The organism is Alcanivorax sediminis (assembly GCF_009601165.1).
Taxonomy (GTDB): domain Bacteria; phylum Pseudomonadota; class Gammaproteobacteria; order Pseudomonadales; family Alcanivoracaceae; genus Alcanivorax; species Alcanivorax sediminis.
Map to the genome: position 1 here is coordinate 1,402,622 of NZ_WIRE01000001.1, position 19,438 is coordinate 1,422,059.

16 protein-coding genes and 1 tRNA gene are annotated in these 19,438 nt (G+C 57.2%); 12 read left to right on the top strand and 5 right to left on the bottom strand.

What is annotated here, in order from left to right; genetic code table 11:
• Positions 1 to 131 precede the first annotated feature (131 nt).
• From GFN93_RS06320 to GFN93_RS06330, 3 genes are read left to right on the top strand one after another with little or no spacing between them, the layout of a single operon-like run.
• Positions 132 to 1,307, top strand: a complete 1,176-nt coding sequence (locus tag GFN93_RS06320; RefSeq protein WP_153499843.1) for an acyl-CoA dehydrogenase family protein — start codon at positions 132 to 134, stop codon at positions 1,305 to 1,307.
• Positions 1,308 to 1,361: 54 nt separating this feature from the next.
• Positions 1,362 to 4,349: a peroxisomal multifunctional enzyme type 2 gene (locus GFN93_RS06325; protein WP_153499845.1), complete on the top strand. Its 2,988-nt coding sequence runs from the start codon at positions 1,362 to 1,364 to the stop codon at positions 4,347 to 4,349.
• Between the two features lie 23 nt (positions 4,350 to 4,372).
• Positions 4,373 to 5,554 carry a lipid-transfer protein gene (locus GFN93_RS06330; protein ID WP_031225738.1) on the top strand — a complete coding sequence of 394 codons (1,182 nt, stop codon included), beginning with the start codon at positions 4,373 to 4,375 and terminating at the stop codon, positions 5,552 to 5,554.
• Between the two features lie 258 nt (positions 5,555 to 5,812).
• On the opposite strand, the gene GFN93_RS06335 is transcribed toward GFN93_RS06330, so the two are convergent.
• Both GFN93_RS06335 and GFN93_RS06340 read right to left on the bottom strand, forming a co-directional pair.
• Positions 5,813 to 7,168, bottom strand: a complete 1,356-nt coding sequence (locus tag GFN93_RS06335) for a tyrosine-type recombinase/integrase (RefSeq protein ID WP_022983799.1) — start codon at positions 7,166 to 7,168, stop codon at positions 5,813 to 5,815.
• Between the two features lie 182 nt (positions 7,169 to 7,350).
• Positions 7,351 to 7,437 (bottom strand) — tRNA-Leu (locus GFN93_RS06340).
• Between the two features lie 131 nt (positions 7,438 to 7,568).
• Here GFN93_RS06340 and rnr point away from each other — a divergent pair.
• Positions 7,569 to 10,013 (top strand): ribonuclease R, encoded by a 2,445-nt coding sequence (gene rnr / locus GFN93_RS06345; protein WP_153499847.1) that lies wholly within the window; start codon positions 7,569 to 7,571, stop codon positions 10,011 to 10,013.
• 133 nt (positions 10,014 to 10,146) lie between these two features.
• A complete protein-coding gene (gene rlmB, locus GFN93_RS06350) occupies positions 10,147 to 10,908 on the top strand; it encodes a 23S rRNA (guanosine(2251)-2'-O)-methyltransferase RlmB (protein ID WP_153499849.1) in 762 nt (253 codons plus the stop codon).
• A gap of 124 nt (positions 10,909 to 11,032) precedes the next feature.
• Here the strand turns inward: rlmB and GFN93_RS06355 are convergent, their stop codons facing one another.
• Together GFN93_RS06355 and GFN93_RS06360 are read right to left on the bottom strand one after the other, a co-directional pair.
• Complete coding sequence (locus GFN93_RS06355) at positions 11,033 to 11,626, bottom strand: hypothetical protein (protein WP_153499851.1); 594 nt, start codon at positions 11,624 to 11,626, stop codon at positions 11,033 to 11,035.
• Between the two features lie 33 nt (positions 11,627 to 11,659).
• Positions 11,660 to 12,382, bottom strand: a complete 723-nt coding sequence (locus GFN93_RS06360) for a hypothetical protein (protein WP_153499852.1) — start codon at positions 12,380 to 12,382, stop codon at positions 11,660 to 11,662.
• A 295-nt stretch (positions 12,383 to 12,677) separates the two neighbouring features.
• Here GFN93_RS06360 and rpsF point away from each other — a divergent pair, with 295 nt between their 5' ends.
• The 7 genes from rpsF (at position 12,678) to radA (ending at position 18,382) form a co-directional block, all read left to right on the top strand.
• On the top strand, positions 12,678 to 13,019 hold the full coding sequence (gene rpsF / locus GFN93_RS06365) for a 30S ribosomal protein S6 (protein WP_153499854.1): 342 nt from the start codon (positions 12,678 to 12,680) through the stop codon (positions 13,017 to 13,019).
• A gap of 2 nt (positions 13,020 to 13,021) precedes the next feature.
• Positions 13,022 to 13,336, top strand: coding sequence for a primosomal replication protein N (priB, locus tag GFN93_RS06370; RefSeq protein WP_153499856.1), 315 nt, complete (start codon positions 13,022 to 13,024; stop codon positions 13,334 to 13,336).
• A 14-nt stretch (positions 13,337 to 13,350) separates the two neighbouring features.
• On the top strand, positions 13,351 to 13,581 hold the full coding sequence (gene rpsR / locus GFN93_RS06375; protein WP_153499858.1) for a 30S ribosomal protein S18: 231 nt from the start codon (positions 13,351 to 13,353) through the stop codon (positions 13,579 to 13,581).
• An 18-nt stretch (positions 13,582 to 13,599) separates the two neighbouring features.
• Positions 13,600 to 14,052, top strand: a complete 453-nt coding sequence (gene rplI, locus GFN93_RS06380) for a 50S ribosomal protein L9 (RefSeq protein ID WP_153499860.1) — start codon at positions 13,600 to 13,602, stop codon at positions 14,050 to 14,052.
• 206 nt (positions 14,053 to 14,258) lie between these two features.
• Positions 14,259 to 15,653: a replicative DNA helicase gene (dnaB, locus tag GFN93_RS06385; protein ID WP_153499862.1), complete on the top strand. Its 1,395-nt coding sequence runs from the start codon at positions 14,259 to 14,261 to the stop codon at positions 15,651 to 15,653.
• A gap of 87 nt (positions 15,654 to 15,740) precedes the next feature.
• Complete coding sequence (gene alr / locus GFN93_RS06390) at positions 15,741 to 16,802, top strand: alanine racemase (protein ID WP_153499864.1); 1,062 nt, start codon at positions 15,741 to 15,743, stop codon at positions 16,800 to 16,802.
• A 212-nt stretch (positions 16,803 to 17,014) separates the two neighbouring features.
• On the top strand, positions 17,015 to 18,382 hold the full coding sequence (radA, locus tag GFN93_RS06395) for a DNA repair protein RadA (RefSeq protein WP_328594334.1): 1,368 nt from the start codon (positions 17,015 to 17,017) through the stop codon (positions 18,380 to 18,382).
• A gap of 251 nt (positions 18,383 to 18,633) precedes the next feature.
• On the opposite strand, the gene GFN93_RS06400 is transcribed toward radA, so the two are convergent.
• On the bottom strand, positions 18,634 to 19,407 hold the full coding sequence (locus GFN93_RS06400) for a DUF547 domain-containing protein (RefSeq protein WP_153499865.1): 774 nt from the start codon (positions 19,405 to 19,407) through the stop codon (positions 18,634 to 18,636).
• Positions 19,408 to 19,438 lie beyond the last annotated feature (31 nt).

The window sequence follows — 19,438 nt, forward strand, 5'->3', positions numbered from 1 at the left end:
ACTGGGATGCAGAGGCCTGATTCTAAATGATAAATGGATTGTAGCGTAGCTCGCCAATAAACAAGTTGAACGTACGTATTGTAAGTTATAAAGTCTTGCCATTGTTCCTGAATCAACGTTGGAAGCCTGTAATGAGTGATGTGCATGTACCGGCGGCTGTATCGCCGATGATCCCCCGTACTCTCTTCAATGAAGACCATGAGGCGTTCCGCGCCACAGCAAGGCGTTTCTTCGAGACTGAAATCGCCCCTTACCACGAGAAGTGGGAGGAGCAGCAACATATTGATCGTGAACTGTGGAACAAGGCGGGGGAGCTGGGGCTGCTGTGTCCAACGATGCCTGAAGAGTACGGCGGCTGCGGCGTTGACCGTCTCTATTCGATGATACTGATGGAGGAGCAGGCGAGGGTGGGGGATTCGGCCAGCGGCTTTGCCCTGCACTCGGACATTGTTGCCAACTACATCAACAACTTTGGTTCCCATGAACAGAAAAGCCAGTGGCTGCCCAAAATGGCCACCGGTGAAGCGGTCACTGCCGTGGCCATGACCGAGCCGGGTACCGGTTCCGATCTTCAACGTATCAAGACCACGGCCACCCTTGAGGGCGATCACTACGTGGTAAATGGCTCGAAAATCTTTATCACCAACGGTTACCTCTGTGACATGGCGGTGGTGGCGGTGCGTACCGGGCCGGCTGAGCTGGGTGCACAAAGTGTGTCCCTGATGATTATTGAGGCGGATCGCGAGGGCTTCTCCAAGGGCAAGCCGCTGAAGAAAGTCGGCATGCGCGGGCAGGACACCTGCGAGTTGTTCTTCGACAACGTCAAGGTGCCCAAGGAAAACCTGCTGGGTGCCGAGGGCATGGGTTTCATTGCCTTGATGAAGGAGCTGGCCTGGGAGCGGATGATGATCGCCATCATCTGTTCGTCGGCTGCCGAGCATGCGCTGGCAACCACCGTGGAATATGTGAAACAGCGCCAGGCGTTTGGCAAGCCGGTGGCGGCATTCCAGAACACCCGCTTTGAATTGGCCGAGATGCGTTCTGAAATCCAGATTGCACGGGTTTATGTTGATCGCTGTATGGAGCTGGTGGTGAAGAATTCCCTGTCGCCCGAGGCTGCCTGTGCGGCCAAGTACTGGGTATCCGATTTGCTCAGCAAGGTGGTTGACCGCTGTGTGCAACTGCATGGTGGCTATGGCTACATGCTCGAGTATCCGATCGCCCGAGCCTACATCGACACCCGTGCCAACCGCATCTACGGCGGCACCAACGAAATCATGAAAGAACTTATTTCACGCTCTATCTGAGGATTCTCGACCCTGCACGGCATGTGTGCCCTGTATTGAAAAGAGGAAAGTATCATGGCAGAACTTCGTTTTGATGATCGTGTAGCCATTGTCACCGGTGCCGGGGGCGGGCTGGGCCGGCAGCATGCCCTGACCCTGGCCGCGCGTGGCTGCAAGGTGGTGGTTAACGACCTGGGTGGCAGCGCCCACGGTGATGGCAAGTCGTCGTCTGCCGCAGACAAGGTGGTGGATGAGATCCGGGCCATGGGAGGGGAGGCGGTTGCCAACTATGACTCGGTGGAAAACGGCGAGTCGATAGTACAAACCGCGTTGGATAGCTTCGGCACTGTGGACATCGTGGTCAACAATGCCGGCATCCTGCGTGACGTCAGTTTTGCCAAGATGTCGAAGCAGGACTGGGACTTGGTGTTGAAAGTCCATCTGGAAGGTTCCATGAGCGTCACCCATGCGGCTTGGCCGATCATGCGTGAGAAGGGCTATGGCCGCATCATCATGACGACCTCGGCAGCCGGCCTCTACGGTAACTTTGGTCAGGCCAACTACTGTGCTGCCAAGTTGGGTCTGGCCGGGCTGGCCAACTGTCTGGCGGAGGAAGGTCGCAGCAAAAACATTCATGTGAATACCATTGCGCCGATTGCGGCCTCGCGGCTGACTGAAACCATCATGCCGCCGAATTTGCTGGAAAACCTCAAGCCAGAAGCGGTCAGTCCGCTGGTGGCCTGGTTGTGCCATGAAAAGTGCGAAGAAACCAAGGGTATCTTCGAAGTGGGTGCCGGCTTCATCAGCAAGTTGCGCTGGGAACGTAGCCAGGGAAATAGCTTCCCCCTTGGCAAGGCCTTCAGTGTTGATGATGTAGCGCGTCGTTGGGACAAGATCACCGACTTTACCGATGCGGAGCATCCATCCAATGTCAACGAATCCTTCTCGCCGATTCTCGACAACATCAACAACCCGTCACTGGGCGGCAACGAATTCATCGATCTGGATGTGGCCAGCAAGGAAAGCCTCGAGCTGGAATCGTCCTATGATGAAAATGACCTGTCGTTGTATGCCCTAAGTGTGGGCGCCGCACGTGATCCGCTCGACAAGGATGAACTGAAGTTCGTCTACGAGCTGGGTGGCAATTTCCAGGCGTTGCCCACCTATGGCGTCATGCCACAGATCGGCGCGATGCTAAAGGCAGCAAAAGAAGGCGCGCTGGCTCTGCCAGGGATGAACTTTGGCTTCGACCGGTTGCTGCATGGCGAGCAATACACCGAAATCAAACGGCCGCTGCCGCCGCACGCCAAGCTGAAGCACACCTTCAAATTCAAGAAGGCATTGGACAAGGATCCGAATGCGGTAGTTACCTTTGCTATTACCTCCACCGACGAAAACGGTAACGAGGTGGCCTATAACGAGATGACCTCGTTCGTGAAAGACGCCGGCGGCTGGGGCGGTGAGCGGGGCGATTCCGGCGAGATCAATGTGCCGCCCGCACGTGAACCGGATGCGGTGATCGAAGAGAAAACCGACGCCAACCAGACGCTGCTGTATCGCCTGTGCGGTGACTGGAATCCGCTGCACGCCGACCCGGCGTTTGCCAGGGCGTTCGGTTATGACAAGCCGATCCTGCATGGGCTGTGTACCTTCGGTTATGCCGGACGCCATGTCATCAAGGCGTTCAGCAATAACGATGGCCGTTATTTCAAGAGCATCAAGGTGCGCTTTGCCAAGACGGTCTTCCCGGGTGAAACCCTGGAAACCCGCATGTGGAAGGAATCCGATAACCGTATCGTCTTCGAAACCTGGGTGAAAGAGCGTAACGAGGTGGTGCTGAAGAATGCCGCCATCGAGTTGTTCTCGGAGATTCCGGCAGAAGCGCCGGTGCCGGAACAGGTGTCCGCCGAGGAAGTGTCTGCGCCGCAGGTGGAGCAGGCGGTGACGCCTGACGATGTGTTCGCGGCGGTGGCGACCTACATCAAGCAGAAACCGGAACTGGTTGATCAGACCGGTACCAGCTTCCAGTTCGAGTTCAGCAATCCGGATCAGCAGTTCTTTATTGATCTGAAAAATGCACCAGGCGCGGCAGGGCCTGGCACGATCGACAAACCGGACGTGACTCTGGCGCTGGACAGCGAGCATCTGGCGACCGTGTTTGGTGGCGATCTTGCGGCGGTGCAGAAACTGTTCTTCGGTGGCGAGCTGAAAATTTCCGGCAACGTGATGGCGTCCAACAAGTTGACCGTGTTGCAGGACATGGACCCGAAACTGGCCGAGCAGGCGCGTGACAAGCGCGTGGCTGACGGTGGTGGTTCACAAGCTGTCGCAGTACCGGTCGAATCGCAGGAGCCGATCATGGCGGATGTGTTCAGTGCCATCGGCCACTTCATCGCTGACAACCCGGATCTGATCGAGAAGGCCGCTACCAGCTTCCAGTTTGCGTTCAGCAACCCGGATCAGGATTTCTATATTGATCTGAAAAACGCACCGGGTACCGCCGGGGCGGGCCAGCTGGACAAGGCGGATGTGACGCTGGAGTTGGACAGCAAACATGCCCCGACCCTGTTTGGCGGTGATCTGGCTGCGGTACAGAAACTGTTTTTTGGTGGCGATCTGAAGATCGGAGGTAACGTGATGGCCTCCAACAAGCTCACCGTGTTGCAGGACATGGACCCTAAGCTGGTGGAGCAGGCACGCGACAAGCGATTGGCCTCCGGCCAGCCGGATAGCGCTACCGCACAACCGAAAAAGCAGAAAGCACCGCAGGCGGAGAAAGTGCTGCCGGAGCTGGCGGAAAAACTGTCGGCCATTGGTGGACAGGGTGGTGTGTTGCAGATCAAGGTGCAGAGCCCAGACAGTGCCTGGTTTATCGATCTATCCGCCTCGTCGCCCGGCATCGTCAGCGGCGAGAAGGACGCGGCGGCGTTGATCACGCTGGACGACAGCAAGCTTGCCGACCTGATTGCCGGCAAGGTGGCCTTGAGCACCTTGTACCAGAAGGGCGACATGCGCGTCGACGGTGACCTGGCGCTGGTGCGCAAACTTGAACAAATCCTGTAACGCCATAATTCGGAGAACAGAGAATGAAACGTAGAGTGAATGTGATCGGTGTCGGGATGACCAAGTTTGCCAAGCCCGGTGCCAGCGATGATTACCATGTGATGGCAAAAGCGGCTGGCCTCGCCGCAATGAAGGATGCCGGCATCCAGTACAGCGATGTTGAGCAGGCGTTCTGTGGTTATGTCTACGGCGATTCCACCTGTGGTCAGCGTGCCGTGTATGAACTGGGCTTGACCGGCATTCCCGTGGTCAATGTGAACAACAATTGTTCCACCGGTTCGTCGGCCCTGTTCCTGGCGCGCCAGGCCATCGAAGGCGGTTTGGCTGAATGTGTCATCGCCCTGGGTTTTGAAAAAATGGAGCGCGGCGCGCTTGGTGCTAAGTTCAATGATCGCGAGAACCCCATGAGCCAGCATGCGCAGGTGATGATGGATACGCAGGGCTTCAATCAGGCGCCGCCGGCGGCACAGATGTTCGGTGGCGCAGGGCGTGAATACCGCTGGAAGTACGGCACCAAACGGGAAACCTTCGGCAAGATTGCCGAGAAGGCGCGTCAGCATGCCGCCAACAATCCTTACGCACTGTTCAATCAGGTGCTGTCGCTGGAAGAGATCATGGCGTCAGACGAGGTGTTTGATCCGCTCACCCGTTTCCAATGCTGCCCGCCCACCTGTGGTGCCGGCGCCGCGATTCTGTGTTCGGACGAGTTCGCCAAGAAGCATGGCATTGCTAACCCGGTGTATATCGCCGCCCAGGCGATGACCACGGATTTCGCCAGCAGCTTTGATGAAAAATCCATGATCAAGATGGTCGGTTACGACATGACCCGTTCCGCCGCCGACAGCGTGTACGAGCAGGCCGGTATCGGCCCGCAAGACATCAATGTGGTCGAGTTGCACGACTGCTTTACCGCCAATGAGCTGCTCACCTATGAAGGTCTGGGTCTGTGCCGGGAAGGCGGCGCGGAGAAATTTATCTGGGATGGCGACAACACTTATGGAGGCAAGTTCGTGACCAATCCGTCCGGTGGCTTGCTGTCCAAGGGGCACCCGCTGGGGGCTACAGGTCTGGCGCAATGTGCCGAACTGGTGTGGCAGTTGCGTGGCCAAGCAGAAAAGCGACAGGTCGAGGGAGCTCGGGTAGCCTTGCAGCACAACCTTGGTCTGGGGGGGGCCTGTGTAGTGACCCTGTACCGCAACGATTGAGCCGTTACATGCAAGGGATGGGCTGGCTGCGCTTCTGATCGGGATGTTGACCAAATAGGGCGGTATCTTAGACGGGCTAGGACGCTTTTGGATGCCTGGGGACTATGCTCAATGACTTGCTTTGCAGGCCTGCGTTATGCTGCCGCCCACGAAGGGTTAGGGTTCCATTTTTTTGCGATTTTTCGGCTGAAAGTCTGTGTTGTTACTTGCACCCGGTGATTTCGAGCTACGGGTGTTTGGTAAAGATCGGAGTGGCGACTAATCAGATGTGGGTTTTTCCTGGGATGCATAATTGCTAAATAAAGCTGTAAAGCTTTTCTTGCCATCCTTCTTTAGATTGCCATTCTCTTTTTCAGTCGATTCGCAGCTAAGGCTGTATTGAGTTTCTGGGGTTGTTCCCGCCCGTTCAAATTGTTTCCCATCTCGAAGGGCGTCTAGGTAGTTGGCCCACTCCTGCATCATTTTGGTGCGCTGACTCAGGAAGCTGGTTCTATTATAGGCGGTACCATTGGGGTCTTTGACGGCATGAGCCAGTTGGTGCTCGATCCACTCAATCCTATAGCCCAGTACTTCGTCCAAGATTGTCCGGGCTGTTGCTCGGAAGCCATGGGGGGTTACGTCATCGTTGCCGTAGCCCATATCCCGAAGGGCCACTCGGACGCCATTCTCGGATAGACAGCGGCTTGCCCCTCGTTGCGACGGAAAAACGTATTTGCCGCGTCCGGTAAACAGGTGGATATCCTGTAGTAACGCCATGGCTTGCTGCGGTAGTGGTACTATGTGGGGATGGCGCATTTTCATCTTGTCGGCAGGGATCTCCCAGCGCTGCTCTTCCCAGTTGATCTCGGACCATTCCATTTGCCGGATTTCGCCTGGGCGCTGGAATAAGATGGGGGTCAGAAGCAGGGCGGTTTTCACCACTGGGCCTGCTGTGGACGCTTGCATGTCCCGTAGCAGCTTTCCCAACCGGGAAGGGTCGGTGATGGCGGCGCGGTGTTTTACCTTGGGTGACTTGAGCGCTCCTCGCAAGCTTGCCGTGGGATCGATTTCGGCTTTTCCCTCAATGATTGCATGGCGGAAGACCTGGCCGCACTTTGTCTTCAGGCGTTGAGCTGTTTCCAGCTTGCCGGTTGACTCGACTCGGCGGAGGACATCCAGCAGTTCTCGGGGGGATATGTCGGCAATAGGCCTGTGTCCTATATAAGGAAAGGCGAAGGTTTCCATGAGCCAGCGATTTTTCTTGTCTGTTTCGGGGGCTACCTGCTGGCGCACCAGCCATTCCTGGGCAACAGCCTCGAAACTGTTGGCCTGGGCTTCGGTGCGAGCCAGTTTCTCCTGGCGGCGAGCTTCGCTAGGGTCAATGTTGTCGGCAAGTTTGAGCCGCGCGTCTTTGTGAGCTTTTCGGGCGGCCTTGAGGGAGATTTCGGGATACACCCCAAGTGCCAAGGATTTCTGCTTACCTAGGAAGCGGTACTGATAGCGCCAGTACATTCCTCCATCAGGAGAGATCTGTAAGTAGAGCCCGCCACCGTCAGCAAGCTTGTAGGTTTTGTCTTTCGGTTTGGCCTTTTTGATCTCAAGGGCCGACAGCTTTTCCATCGCATTCTTGCTCATTTCCTGTTCCTTGGGCGTTGTTGGTATCTGAAAGAGGCCAGCAGGGCAGTGCCAACATAAGTACCAACAGAAATGCTGGTATCTGGTTGGATTCCATCGGATGGGATTAGAGCGAGTATAAACGAAAAAAGCCCTGAACCAGACGGTTACAGGGCTTTGTCGGACTCCGTAAGAGTCATGTTTGGTGCCGAGGAGAGGACTTGAACCTCCACGGGGTTGCCCCCACTAGCACCTGAAGCTAGCGTGTCTACCAATTTCACCACCTCGGCATTTCCGTTATGAACCTGACTCTTTGCCCGAAAGCAAAGTTTTTACTGTTTCACGTCAGGTTCATCGCGAAAGCGCGTGCATTCTAGTATATGATGGCGGGATGTCAAACCCCTTTTCGAAAAATTCTTCAATGCCCCCAAAAAAACACTATAGCGATCCCCATGCCGACCGAGAGGCGGAAAAGTACGAGAATCCGGTGCCCAGCCGAGAGCTGATCCTGGACGTACTCAATGATCAGGGTAAGCCCCTGTCCTTCGATGAGTTGGCCGCGCTGCTGGAGGTGGGCGAGGACGGCGAAGTCGGTCTCGACCGCCGTGTACGGGCCATGCTGCGCGATGCCCAGCTGGTCCAGAACCGTAATGGCAAGGTCGGTGTGGTCTCCCGCATGGACCTCATTGCAGGAAAGATCCAGGGCCACAAGGATGGCTTTGGTTTCCTGATCCCCGACGACAAGACCATGGGTGACCTGTTCATCGGCCCGCGCCAGATGGAAAAGGTCATGGATGGTGACCGGGTGCTGGTCAGCGATGCGGGGGTAAACCGCTTCGGCAAGAAAGAAGCCCGCATCGTGGAAATCACTGAGCGAGCGACGACGGAACTGGTTGGCCGCTATTACCGGGAAGCCGGCATCAGCTTTATCGAGCCGGAAAACCGTCGTATTACCAAGGAAGTGCTGGTCGAGGACAAGAACGGCATCAAGCCGAATCCCGGTGACCATGTCCGCGCCACGATTACCCAATATCCCAGCCGCGAGCACCATGTGCTGGTGCGCCTGGAAGAAGTCATTGCTACCCCGGATCAGGCCGGTATGGAAATTGAAGTGGCTCTGCGCCGTTTCGAGATTCCTTATGTCTGGCCGGAAGGCGTCGAAGAGCAGGCCAATGCCTTTGGCGATGCCGTACCTCATCAGGCCAAGGCCAACCGGGTGGATCTCCGGGATCTGCCGTTGGTGACCATTGATGGCGAAGACGCCCGGGACTTTGACGATGCCGTCTATGTGGAGCGTCGTGCCCGTGGCGGTTGGCGCCTGATCGTGGCCATCGCAGATGTCAGCCATTATGTGTATCCGGGTTCGGCGCTGGATCGTGAAGCTGCCAAGCGCGGTAACTCGGTGTACTTCCCGAACCGGGTTATTCCGATGTTGCCGGAGGCCTTGTCCAACGGGCTGTGCTCCCTCAATCCCCATGTGGATCGGCTGTGTCTTTACTGCGACATGACCATTTCTGCCAATGGCCGCCTCTCGGGCTTTGTGTTCCGTGAAGGGGTTATGCGCTCCCGTCATCGCCTTACCTACACCAAGGTGGGCGCCATGATTGAGGAGCCGGAATCAGAACTGGCGCTGGAGACGGTGGCTAGCCTGGATGATGAGTCCCTGGATATGTTGTGGGCCTATCACGAAATGTTCCTGGCACTGCGCAAGCGCCGTGTAGAGCGAGGTGCCATCGACTTCGATAGCGAAGAAACCCGCATTATCTACGACGAAAACCACAAGATCGAAGGGATGGTCCCGGTGGTGCGCAATGTGGCGCATATCATGATTGAGGAGGCCATGCTGGCCGCCAATATCTGTGCTGCCAAGCTGCTGGAAAAGGCAAAGATCCCCGCTTTGTATCGCAACCATGAGCCGCCCAAGGAAGAGCGCCTGAGCAAACTGCAGCAATTCCTCGGTGGGCTTGGGCTGAGTATTGCCTGGTCTGAAGGGGCGCCGAAGCCTGCCGTATTCCAGCAGTTGCGCGAGCAGATTCTGGATCGACCGGATCGCCACGTGATTCAGACCATGATGCTGCGTTCCATGACCCAGGCTAAATACGAGGCCGAGAACAAGGGGCACTTCGGGCTTTCCTACAAGGCCTACACCCACTTTACCTCGCCAATTCGTCGTTACCCCGATCTACTGGTGCATCGGGCGATTCGTTACCTGATTCGCAGCGAGGCCATGCCTGCTCACGTGGATAACCCGGGCAAGCTGCCGGTCATCCCGCAGGAAAAAATTGTGCCTTACAATCAGGGCGACATGGTGGCGATTGGTGAGCAATGCTCCATGACCGAACGCCGTGCAGACGACGCAACCCGCGATGTGATCTCCTGGCTCAAGTGCCAGTTCATGGAATCACGTATCGGCGAAGTGTTTGAAGGGGTGATTAGCGGTGTCGCCAACTTTGGCCTGTTTGTTCAGCTCAACGAGTTGCATATCGATGGGCTGGTGCATGTGGCCAACCTGGATAGCGACTATTACCACTTTGATGAGGTGAATCTGAGCCTCAAGGGTGAAAGTAGTGGCCGCACCTTCAGCCTGGGTGACTCTGTGACGGTCAGGGTGGCCGCCGTTCATACCGAGGATCGCAAGATTGATCTTCAGCTGGAATCCTCAACCCCATCCCGCAAGGGGCGGCCCAAGGCGGGCAGCAAGCAGGCGGGTAAGGGCAGGACCGGCAAAGAAGGCGGCAAACCGGCAGCGGCGAAAGGCACATCCGAGCGTGAAAAACTGGCCAAGGGCGACATTCCCAAGCCCAAGGCCAAGCGTAAGGGGCCGCCTCGCGGCAAAAAGGCGGCTCGGCGCAGCAAGAAAAGCTGACGTCGATTTACCTGCAGGAGCGGCGCTTGAGTCGTGAACTCTCTGTTGAGGGTTTGCGGTTCAGGCGCCGCTTCTGCGTTATGATTCTGGCTCTACCTCTATTGCGTAGAGCATGTAGCGTGCAGGCGTCACAATGAGCAAACCCCAGAAACCCCTCATGTATTCCGGCTTCCATGCGGTGGAAGCCCTGTTGCGGCATCGCCCGGAAGCGGTGCTGGAGCTGTTTGTACAGGATACCCGTGCCGAGCGGGAGGAGCCTCGGCTTGAGGCTATGATTCAGGTGGCCAGGGATTTCGGTATCGCGGTGCAGCGGGCGCGACGCGATGTTCTGGAAAAGCATGCCGGTCCCCAGCACCAGGGAATTGTGGCGCGGGCACGTCCTCGTCGCGCCGCGGATGAAAACGCCCTGCTCAAATGGCTCGACGGCAAGCCGGCCAGCCCCTTTCTGCTGATTCTGGAAAATGTCACCGATCCCCATAATCTGGGTGCCTGTCTGCGAAGTGCCGATGCGGCGGGCGTCAATGCCGTCATCGTTCCGCGTCGTGGTGCTGCCGGCCTGACGCCTGTGGCCTGCCGTACGGCAGTGGGGGCAGCGGAGAGCCTTGCCTATTACGAGGTGGGCAATCTGGCGACCCTGCTGGACCAGATCAAGGAGCGAGGTGTGCAGGTGGTCGGTACCGCGCTGGAAGAGCGCAGTGCTTCCCTGTTTGATTATCAGGCCCCGGATTCTCTCGCCGTGGTGATGGGTGCGGAAGGTGCCGGGTTGAAGCGGCTGACCAGGGACAAGTGTGATCAGCTGCTGGAAATTCCCATGGCCGGTGAGGTGCAGAGCCTGAATGTGTCTGTGGCCACCGGGGTGGTGCTGTTCGCGGTGCGCGCTCAGAAAAGCGCTTAACACTAAATCGCTGCGCGAGCAGTGTGATGGCTGTCTTGAAACAAAAAGGCCGCGCCCATCTTCTGGGCGCGGCCTTTTTGTTTGCTTGAGCTGTGACGTCAAGCGTCACGCCCGCAGTGTCTCTTTAACGTAATTCCGAGTGGCTCACAATGCGTTGCGTTTCCAGTGAAGGTAGCGGCAGGTCAGCCTGTCGGGCGGCCATTTCCCGCTGAAGTTGGCTGGTTTCGTCCAGCAGTGGAGCGGGTACGGTTTCGTTGGTGATGGCCCTAAGCGGTGGTCTTACTGGCTCCAGTCGCTCCTTGGCCAGTTGTTGTTTGCCCAGCGGAGGTAGTGGAAAGCTAATGTGCGTGGTGCGGTCGTAGCGGCGCGCCTCCTTGTATCTGGGCTGCTGATAGCCTTCGGCATTTTGCAGGGCGGTGTCCAGATCTTCCGGCCCGGTGACATGGTGCCAGTCATCCGGTTTCTCGGGCTGGGGTGGCAGGATGTCTTCGCCCGCACGAAGTTTCTCTGTGAGCGACTCGCGCCGGGCTTTCCAGGCCAGCAGGTCAGTAACGAATTGGTCTTGCTGGCTGTAGTTGCGGATCTCGGGGCGAGGGCCGAGGACATGCTCAAGTGCGGATTGCTGTTTGGGAGAAAGATCCGGGCCGGCAAGGGTGCTGCCGGGCGCCAGCACCCAGCAAACCAGAGTCAGGTTCAGTATGGCTTTACCCCAGATCATAACTATCTCGACTCCTTGCTGGCCTCAAGGGGGTTACAGGTCCGGACAGCCGCTACTCAGGCAGCTCTCGACTTCGATCAGGCCGTTGGTTAACACAATGTCGTTACTGTCGTTATGGAAGAACGTCAGATTGCCTGAATTGCTCATGGCCGTAATGCCATTAGCTGACGAAAAAAGAATCTCGATAACGGAGCCTTCAGTGTAAAGGAGGGTCTGATATGCGCTGTCCTGTGCCAGATGTTCTGCATTGGCGCCGTCATTCAGCCCGTCAAGTTGCATGCCCACAATCGTCATGGGGAGCACCAGTGGACTATCGTTATTGGCATTGGCGAGAATCGTGCGAATGTTCTCGCTGGCCAGCGCTGAACCGGGCAGTGCGGCCAGGGAGAAGCTCTGAGATGTCGAGCGGTCATGCCATGTCGCGTTGCTTGCGTAGTCCAGTTTGGGAATCTGCTCAGCCCTGTCCAGGGCGCCGTCCAGTGTTTCCGGTTCCAGAATGATGGTTGGATCTTTCGAGACAACAGGCTGTGGCTGATAGTCTTCCGGGCAAGCCTCCCGGTGGATAACCTGACTCTTTTTGGCTTTCTTATAAACCATGATTTTCACAAGAAAGTCGGTGTAGTCCGGGTAATCTTCCAGATCCGGTTTGCTGGGCACAGATACAGGGTTGCCGCACGGCGGAAGGGTTTCTTCGGCGTGAAGCGGGGACAGCAAGCAAAAGCTGCACAGGCCAGCGGCCAGGGCTCTGAGGTGCATGGTCGTATCCCAATTGTTGTTGTTTTCCCCTTTTTTATCAGGGGTTTAGGGTAAACGACGCTTTTTGTAAGCGTTTGTAGCGTTATGTTTCGGTTCAGGATACGACGACAGGATGCAATTGGCAATGGATATGCCTTGAGCCCGGCAGGGTGTATGGGATAGAATCGCGCGCTTCCTGCGCCCCGCCTGTAGATACAGGCTGGGGTTTGGGTCTCCTTGCTTCACCGTGTCGCCATTGGGACGAACGGGAAGCTGATCTGACACCGTGAGGTGTCTCAACCGTAAGGAGCAATTCATGCGTCATTACGAAGTTGTGTTCCTGGTCCATCCGGATCAGAGCGAGCAGGTGCCTGCCATGATCGAGCGTTACAGCGCGATCGTGACTGATGGCAAGGGCACCATCCACCGTCTTGAAGACTGGGGTCGTCGCCAGCTGGCCTACTCCATCAACAAGATCCACAAAGCTCACTATGTGATGTTGAACATCGAATGTGACGGCGAAACCCTGGCCGAGCTGGAAAACACTTTCCGCTTTAACGATGCCGTAATCCGTCACCTCGTGATTCGTCGCGACAACGCTGTTACCGAGCCGTCTGCACTGGCGAAGAACGAAGAGAAGGAGGGGGCTGCCAGCTAATTTTGGAAAGCAATTACTGTGAACTCACCGGTGTAATCGCCACCTTGGAAAAGGTCGCACTGACACCGGCAGGGGTACCCCGCCAACGGTTGTGGCTTGAGCATCGCTCCCGCCAACTGGAAGACGGCCACCCCCGTGAAGTCCAGGCCCGCATTGCCGTGATTCTGGCAGGTGGGATGACCCGACAGGCCCAAAGCCTGAAAGAGGGTCAGCGAATCAAGGTAACCGGATGCCTTAGTCGTGCCGGTTACAAGGGAGACGCCCGGGATCGTTTACAGCTGCTTGCCCAAACGCTGGAACCTCTCAATCAGGATTAAACAGGAGATATCCAATGGCCCGTTTTTATCGCCGCCGCAAGTTCTGCCGCTTCACCGCGGAAGGTGTTGAGTACATCGATTACAAAGATCTCGACACCCTGAAAGCCTACATCACCGAAACTGGCAAAATCGTGCCCAGCCGTATCACCGGCACCAAGGCACGCTATCAGCGTCAGCTGGCTTCTGCTATCAAGCAGGCCCGCTTCCTGGCGCTGCTGCCGTACACCGACAGCCACGACAGCTAAGCCGAGGGGACTACTATCATGCAAGTGATCCTGCTGGAAACTATCAAGAACCTGGGCGACCTGGGTACTGTGGTTGACGTGCGTTCCGGCTACGGCCGTAACTTCCTGATTCCTCAGGGCAAGGCGCTGCCGGCAACCAAGGCCAATCTGGCTGAAGTTGATGCCCGTCGTGCCGAGCTGGAAAAGCATGCTGCCGAGCAGCTGGCTGCCGCTCAGGAGCGCGCCGAGAAGCTGAACGACGCTACCGTGACCATCGCTGCGAAAGCCGGTGACGAAGGCAAGCTGTTCGGTTCTGTGGGTACCCGCGACATCGCCGAAGCGGTTTCTGCTGCCACTGGTGTGGCCGTAGAGAAAGCGGATGTGAAGCTGCCTAACGGTGCGCTGCGCAACACTGGCGAGTTCGAAATCGACCTGGCGTTGCACGCTGAAGTAACCGTTACCATCAAGCTGGCTGTGGTTCCTGCCGAGTAATCGACAGATAACTGACAACCGGTTTGCCCCTGACGGGGTGCGGTGACAGAATCAGGGCATTGTCCGCGAGGGCAGTGCCCTTTTTCGTTGAAGTGATTTTGAGTTTCGAGAAGCGAGTTACGAGTTACGAAAGGCCGGGTTGCGGTGCTTTTCGGTACTCGCTTCTCGAAACTCGTTACTGATTTTCTGGTCTTGTGGAAACCCCAATGAATGAACCCATGTCACTGGATAAACATCTTCCTGAAAACCTGAAGGTTCCGCCTAACTCTGTGGAAGCGGAACAGGCGATTCTGGGTGGCCTGCTGTTGAACAATAGTGCCTGGGATGATGTGGCCGAGCGAGTCGGGTCCAGGGACTTTTATCGCAAGGCTCACCGGCAAATCTTTGAGGTGATTGCCCAGCTGGTAGAAGAGGAGAATCCCTGCGATCTGGTGACGGTCTCCCAGGCGCTCAACCAGCTGGGGCAGTTGGAGGATATCGGGGGGATGACCTATCTCTCCGAGCTGGCGCGCAATACGCCCAGTGCGGCTAACATTACCGCCTATGCTGAGATCGTCCGTGAGCGCAGTATCCTGCGTCAGCTGATCAATGTGTCCCATGATGTGGCCGCCAGTGCCTTCAATCCGGAAGGGCGCAAGTCGCTGGAAATTCTGGACAAGGCTGAGTCGGCCATTTTCGAAATTGCCGAGCAGCAGAAGAAAGGCTCCGGCCCCCAGGATATCAAGTCTGTATTGAAGAAAGCGGTGGACCGGATTGATGAGCTCTACAAGAACAAGAGCGCCATCACCGGGGTGACCACCGGCTTTGACGAACTGGACAAGATGACCGGCGGTTTGCAACCGTCGGATATGGTGGTTATCGCTGGTCGTCCTTCCATGGGTAAGACCACCTTTGCCATGAACCTGTGTGAGAACGTGGCCATCAAGGCGGGCAAGCCGGTGCTGGTGTTCTCCATGGAAATGCCCGCAGAGTCCATCGTCATGCGGATGCTGGCGTCCCTCGGGCGCATCAACCAGACCTCGGTGCGCTCCGGTAACCTGGAAAAGGATGATTGGCCGCGTATCACTTCTGCCATCCATATGCTCAGCGAGCAGAAATTCTACATTGATGACACCCCGGCATTGAGCCCGCTGGAGATGCGGGCCCGCGCCCGGCGTGTGGCTCGGGAGTGTGGTGGCGAGATCGGCGCGATCATGGTGGATTACCTGCAGCTGATGCAGGTGCCGGGGGTGGATAACCGGGTGAATGAAATCTCCGAAATTTCCCGCTCTCTTAAAGGGATCGCCAAGGAGCTGAATTGCCCTGTGCTGGCACTTTCCCAGCTCAACCGGTCCCTGGAACAGCGGCCCAACAAGCGCCCGGTGATGTCAGACCTGCGGGAATCCGGGGCCATCGAGCAGGACGCCGATTTGATCACCTTCCTGTATCGGGACGAGGTGTATAACAAGGACACCAATGAAAAGGGCGTTGCCGAGGTGATCATCGGCAAACAGCGTAACGGGCCGATCGGTACCGTGCGTCTGGCTTTCCAGGGGCAGTTCTCGCGTTTTGACGATCTGGCGCCGGAATACTATGCCCAGCTGGCGGCAATGGATGAATAAGATGCCTGACGCTGGATGCCTGACGCCTGACGTGAAAACCCTGCGTAGCGTCGGGCGTTGGGCCTCTGGCTTCTGGCGGATGTAATCATGCGCGGTACCCGGGTTGAAATTCGTAATGCGGCGCTGGCGCATAATGCCGGGCGGGCCAGGCTGTTGGCGGCGGGCGCTGAAGTGTTTGCTATGGTCAAGGCCAATGGTTACGGCCATGGGCTGCTGAATGCTGCCATGGCCATGTCAGCGCAGGTAGACGGCTTTGGCGTGGCCTTGCTGGAAGAGGCGCGTCAGTTGCGTGATGCGGGTATCGGCGCGTCAATTCTGGTAGCGGAGGGTTTCTTTGATCTGGCAGAGCTGCAGGAGGCCCGTCAGCTATCGCTGGATGTGGTGGTCCACTCGCCCTGGCAGGTGGCCCTGTTGCTGGATAATCCCGGCCCGGTTCGCATCTGGCTGAAGCTCAACACTGGCATGAATCGTCTCGGTCTGCGCCCGGCCATCGCCTTGCAGGCCGCCGAGCAGCTGGCTGCGGCAGGGATGAAGCCGGTGGGCGTGATGACGCACTTCGCCTGTGCTGATGACGAGCAGGATAGTCGGACCAGCCGGCAGCTGATGCTGGCCCAGGAAGTCGCAGATGCGCTGGGCTTGCCGTTGTCTGCGGCCAATTCTGCCGCCCTGATTCGCTACCCGGCATCCCATGGCCGGCGGGTCCGCCCTGGCATCATGCTGTACGGCTCCTCCCCGTTTACCTGGAAAAGTGCAGCGGAGCTGGGGCTGCAAGTCAGTCACCGTTTCAGTGCCCGGCTGATCGCCATCAATGACATCCAGCCCGGTGAGTCGGTAGGCTATGGCGCTACCTGGACTGCGGCCGAGGTGGGCAGGGTCGGGGTAGTTGCTGTGGGCTATGGCGATGGCTATCCCCGTCATGCTCCCAGCGGTACACCAGCAGCCATTAACGGCGAGCCCACGGCGCTGGTGGGGAGAGTCTCCATGGATATGCTCACCATCGACCTCAATGGCATTGAAGCCCATGTGGGGGATGAGGTGGAGCTGTGGGGGGATGTGGTGGACGTGGACGCGGTGGCGCAAGCCTGCGGTACCATCAGCTATGAATTGTTCTGCCAGATCACCAGCCGTCCTGAACGCATTATCGTTTGATTCAGTACTACTGTAGGAGCGCCATTTGAGGCGCGAATCCGAGCGTTAGCGAGTAACGAGTAACGAGTTTCGAAAATCAAAACCCGCCGCGACTGGTGTTTTTGATTTTCGAAACTCGCAACTCGAAACTGGTTTGTTCGCACTTCAAGCGGTGTTATTCGCTACGCCCCTGCAGCGGTTCCGTAGATTAGCCTGCACAAGAAGGATTTGTTGTGGCCAAGAAAAAAATCGCCTTTGTCTGCACCGATTGCGGGGCTGATACACCCAAGTGGCAGGGGCAGTGCTCGTCCTGTGGTGCCTGGAATACGCTGCAGGAATTTGTCCACGATCCCGCGACGCCCATGTCCAAAGGTGCAGGAAGTCGAGGTGGCTTTGCCGGGCAGTTGTCCGAAGTGCAGAACCTCAACGACATCGTGCTGGAGGAAACGCCGCGCATCAGTTCAGGTATGGGCGAACTGGACCGGGTGCTGGGCGGTGGGCTGGTGCCCGGCTCGGCCATTCTGATCGGAGGTCATCCGGGGGCAGGTAAATCCACCCTGTTGCTGCAGACCCTGTGCAAGCTGGCCGATTCCCAGAAGTCACTGTATATCACCGGCGAGGAATCCCTTTCCCAGGTAGCCATGCGCGCCGACCGGTTGAAACTGCCCAAGGACAAGCTGCGCCTGGCGGCGGAAACCGATGTGGAGCAGATTCTCGAGCTGGCCCGCAAGGAGCAGCCGCGCATCCTGGTGGTGGACTCCATTCAGGTGATGTATCTCGCCGCGCTGCAGTCGGCGCCCGGTAGTGTGGCGCAGGTGCGCGAGTGTGCGGCCGCGCTCACTCGTTTCGCCAAGCAGACCGGCACAGTGCTGATGCTGGTGGGGCATGTCACCAAGGATGGCACCCTGGCGGGCCCGAAGGTGCTGGAGCACATGATTGATTGCTCGCTGATGCTGGAGGGCTCAACCGATTCCCGTTTCCGCACCCTGCGTGGTTTGAAGAATCGCTTTGGCGCCGTCAACGAGCTGGGCGTTTTCGCCATGACCGGCGAAGGGCTCAAGGAAGTGAAGAATCCTTCCGCGATTTTCCTTAACCGTGCCGACGAAATTGCGTCTGGCTCCCTGGTAACCGTGGTGTGGGAAGGGACCCGTCCGTTGTTGGTGGAGCTGCAGGCGTTGGTGGATGCGTCCCACTTTGGCAATCCGCGCCGGGTGTGTGTTGGCCTTGAGGGCAATCGTCTGGCCATGTTGCTGGCCGTGCTGCATCGCCATGGTGGCATTCAGGTGGGTGACCAGGACGTGTTCATGAACGTGGTGGGTGGCGTCAAAGTCACCGAGACGGCGGCGGATCTGGCCCAGGTGCTGGCGATTGTTTCCAGCTTCCGCGACCGGGCGCTGGAGCGAGAGTTGGTGGTGTTTGGTGAGGTGGGCTTGTCTGGTGAAATTCGTCCGGTACCGCAGGGGCAGGAACGCCTTTATGAGGCGGTAAAACACGGCTTCAAGAAAGCCATCGTGCCAAAGGCCAACCTGCCAAGGAATCTACCTGATGGTGTTGAAGTGATCGGCGTCAGTAATGTGGCGCAGGCGCTGGAATATCTTTAAAGGCAATTAATAGTTAATAGTGAATAATTAATAGCTAAAACCCAAAACCCAAAACCCAACACCTGGACCTGGATGGATTCAAGTGACCTCTGCAGGTGAGGAGGTTTTGTGGGAGGCTCAACTTGTTGAGCGAAAGGGGCGGCAATCTTGCCCCGGGTTTTTGTTGATGTGGCGGGGCGTGAGATTTACTGAAAATGGCGGAGACGGACATTCGCCCATTTCCGCCCTGCGGTTTTATTCCTGGCGTCCAGCTACTGTTTGTTCAGCTTCCAGTTGTAGTCCAGGTGGCGAATGGTCAGGTCATCGCTTTTCATCGATGTCTGCTTCACTTGCGGGACGCCGAGTTCCTTCGCATAGGGCAGCAGATAGTTTGCTACGCTTCCCGCTGCTTTTTCAAAATCATCCTCATACCAGTCAAAAATCTTCGAGACTTCCAAAACGTTGTCGTCTGCGTTGAAGCGATTACGCTGTTTGTCGCTAAGAAACTTTCGTGTGCTCTCTTCCAGTTGGCCATCCAGCTTGTCCGCTGTGTAAGCTTCCGGGCGCAACGCCGGGCAACCGATGGAGGCGCAATTCACGGCGAAGTGAATGCGAGGGTCCATCAGTGCAGGATTGCCGCGAATCATCTCGTGTTCCACTTCGTCCAGCGTGCGCGGTTTACCCAGCAGGGAAAAGAACTCCTTGTCCCACGGGCCGGAGAAAAAGCTGCCAATATCGCGAATGGAATCGGGCTGCCCTTCGAGGAGAATGAGTTCCACAGTAAACGCATTGTAGGCATTAATCAGGAAGGCCAATTGCTCATCACGGGACCATTGCTGAAATTCTGCGGTGGTGACTGCTGAGAGAGCATTGAGGTAGCTCTGCAGGCCAGCCCGGTCCTCAGCCATGCCGTTATAGTCCACGGCCGTAGCCACGCCGTCTCTTAAATGTTTCACATGCTCATTGAGCAACGTATTCCAGCTGCCGTGATCAAAGGCTTGGGCATAACCGCAAAGGAGCAGCAGGGGGATCAGCAAGTGTTTCATGGGGGCTCCCGTTGTTGTTATTGGAGTTTGC

What these genes read in the sequence shown, in the direction of transcription:
- GFN93_RS06320 (WP_153499843.1), top strand. Translation starts at nt 132, where the DNA reads ATGAGTGATGTGCATGTACCGGCGGCTGTATCGCCGATGATCCCCCGT.
- GFN93_RS06325 (WP_153499845.1), top strand. Translation starts at nt 1,362, where the DNA reads ATGGCAGAACTTCGTTTTGATGATCGTGTAGCCATTGTCACCGGTGCC.
- GFN93_RS06330 (WP_031225738.1), top strand. Translation starts at nt 4,373, where the DNA reads ATGAAACGTAGAGTGAATGTGATCGGTGTCGGGATGACCAAGTTTGCC.
- GFN93_RS06335 (WP_022983799.1), bottom strand. Translation starts at nt 7,168, where the DNA reads ATGAGCAAGAATGCGATGGAAAAGCTGTCGGCCCTTGAGATCAAAAAG.
- rnr (WP_153499847.1), top strand. Translation starts at nt 7,569, where the DNA reads ATGCCCCCAAAAAAACACTATAGCGATCCCCATGCCGACCGAGAGGCG.
- rlmB (WP_153499849.1), top strand. Translation starts at nt 10,147, where the DNA reads ATGAGCAAACCCCAGAAACCCCTCATGTATTCCGGCTTCCATGCGGTG.
- GFN93_RS06355 (WP_153499851.1), bottom strand. Translation starts at nt 11,626, where the DNA reads ATGATCTGGGGTAAAGCCATACTGAACCTGACTCTGGTTTGCTGGGTG.
- GFN93_RS06360 (WP_153499852.1), bottom strand. Translation starts at nt 12,382, where the DNA reads ATGCACCTCAGAGCCCTGGCCGCTGGCCTGTGCAGCTTTTGCTTGCTG.
- rpsF (WP_153499854.1), top strand. Translation starts at nt 12,678, where the DNA reads ATGCGTCATTACGAAGTTGTGTTCCTGGTCCATCCGGATCAGAGCGAG.
- rpsR (WP_153499858.1), top strand. Translation starts at nt 13,351, where the DNA reads ATGGCCCGTTTTTATCGCCGCCGCAAGTTCTGCCGCTTCACCGCGGAA.
- rplI (WP_153499860.1), top strand. Translation starts at nt 13,600, where the DNA reads ATGCAAGTGATCCTGCTGGAAACTATCAAGAACCTGGGCGACCTGGGT.
- dnaB (WP_153499862.1), top strand. Translation starts at nt 14,259, where the DNA reads ATGAATGAACCCATGTCACTGGATAAACATCTTCCTGAAAACCTGAAG.
- alr (WP_153499864.1), top strand. Translation starts at nt 15,741, where the DNA reads ATGCGCGGTACCCGGGTTGAAATTCGTAATGCGGCGCTGGCGCATAAT.
- GFN93_RS06400 (WP_153499865.1), bottom strand. Translation starts at nt 19,407, where the DNA reads ATGAAACACTTGCTGATCCCCCTGCTGCTCCTTTGCGGTTATGCCCAA.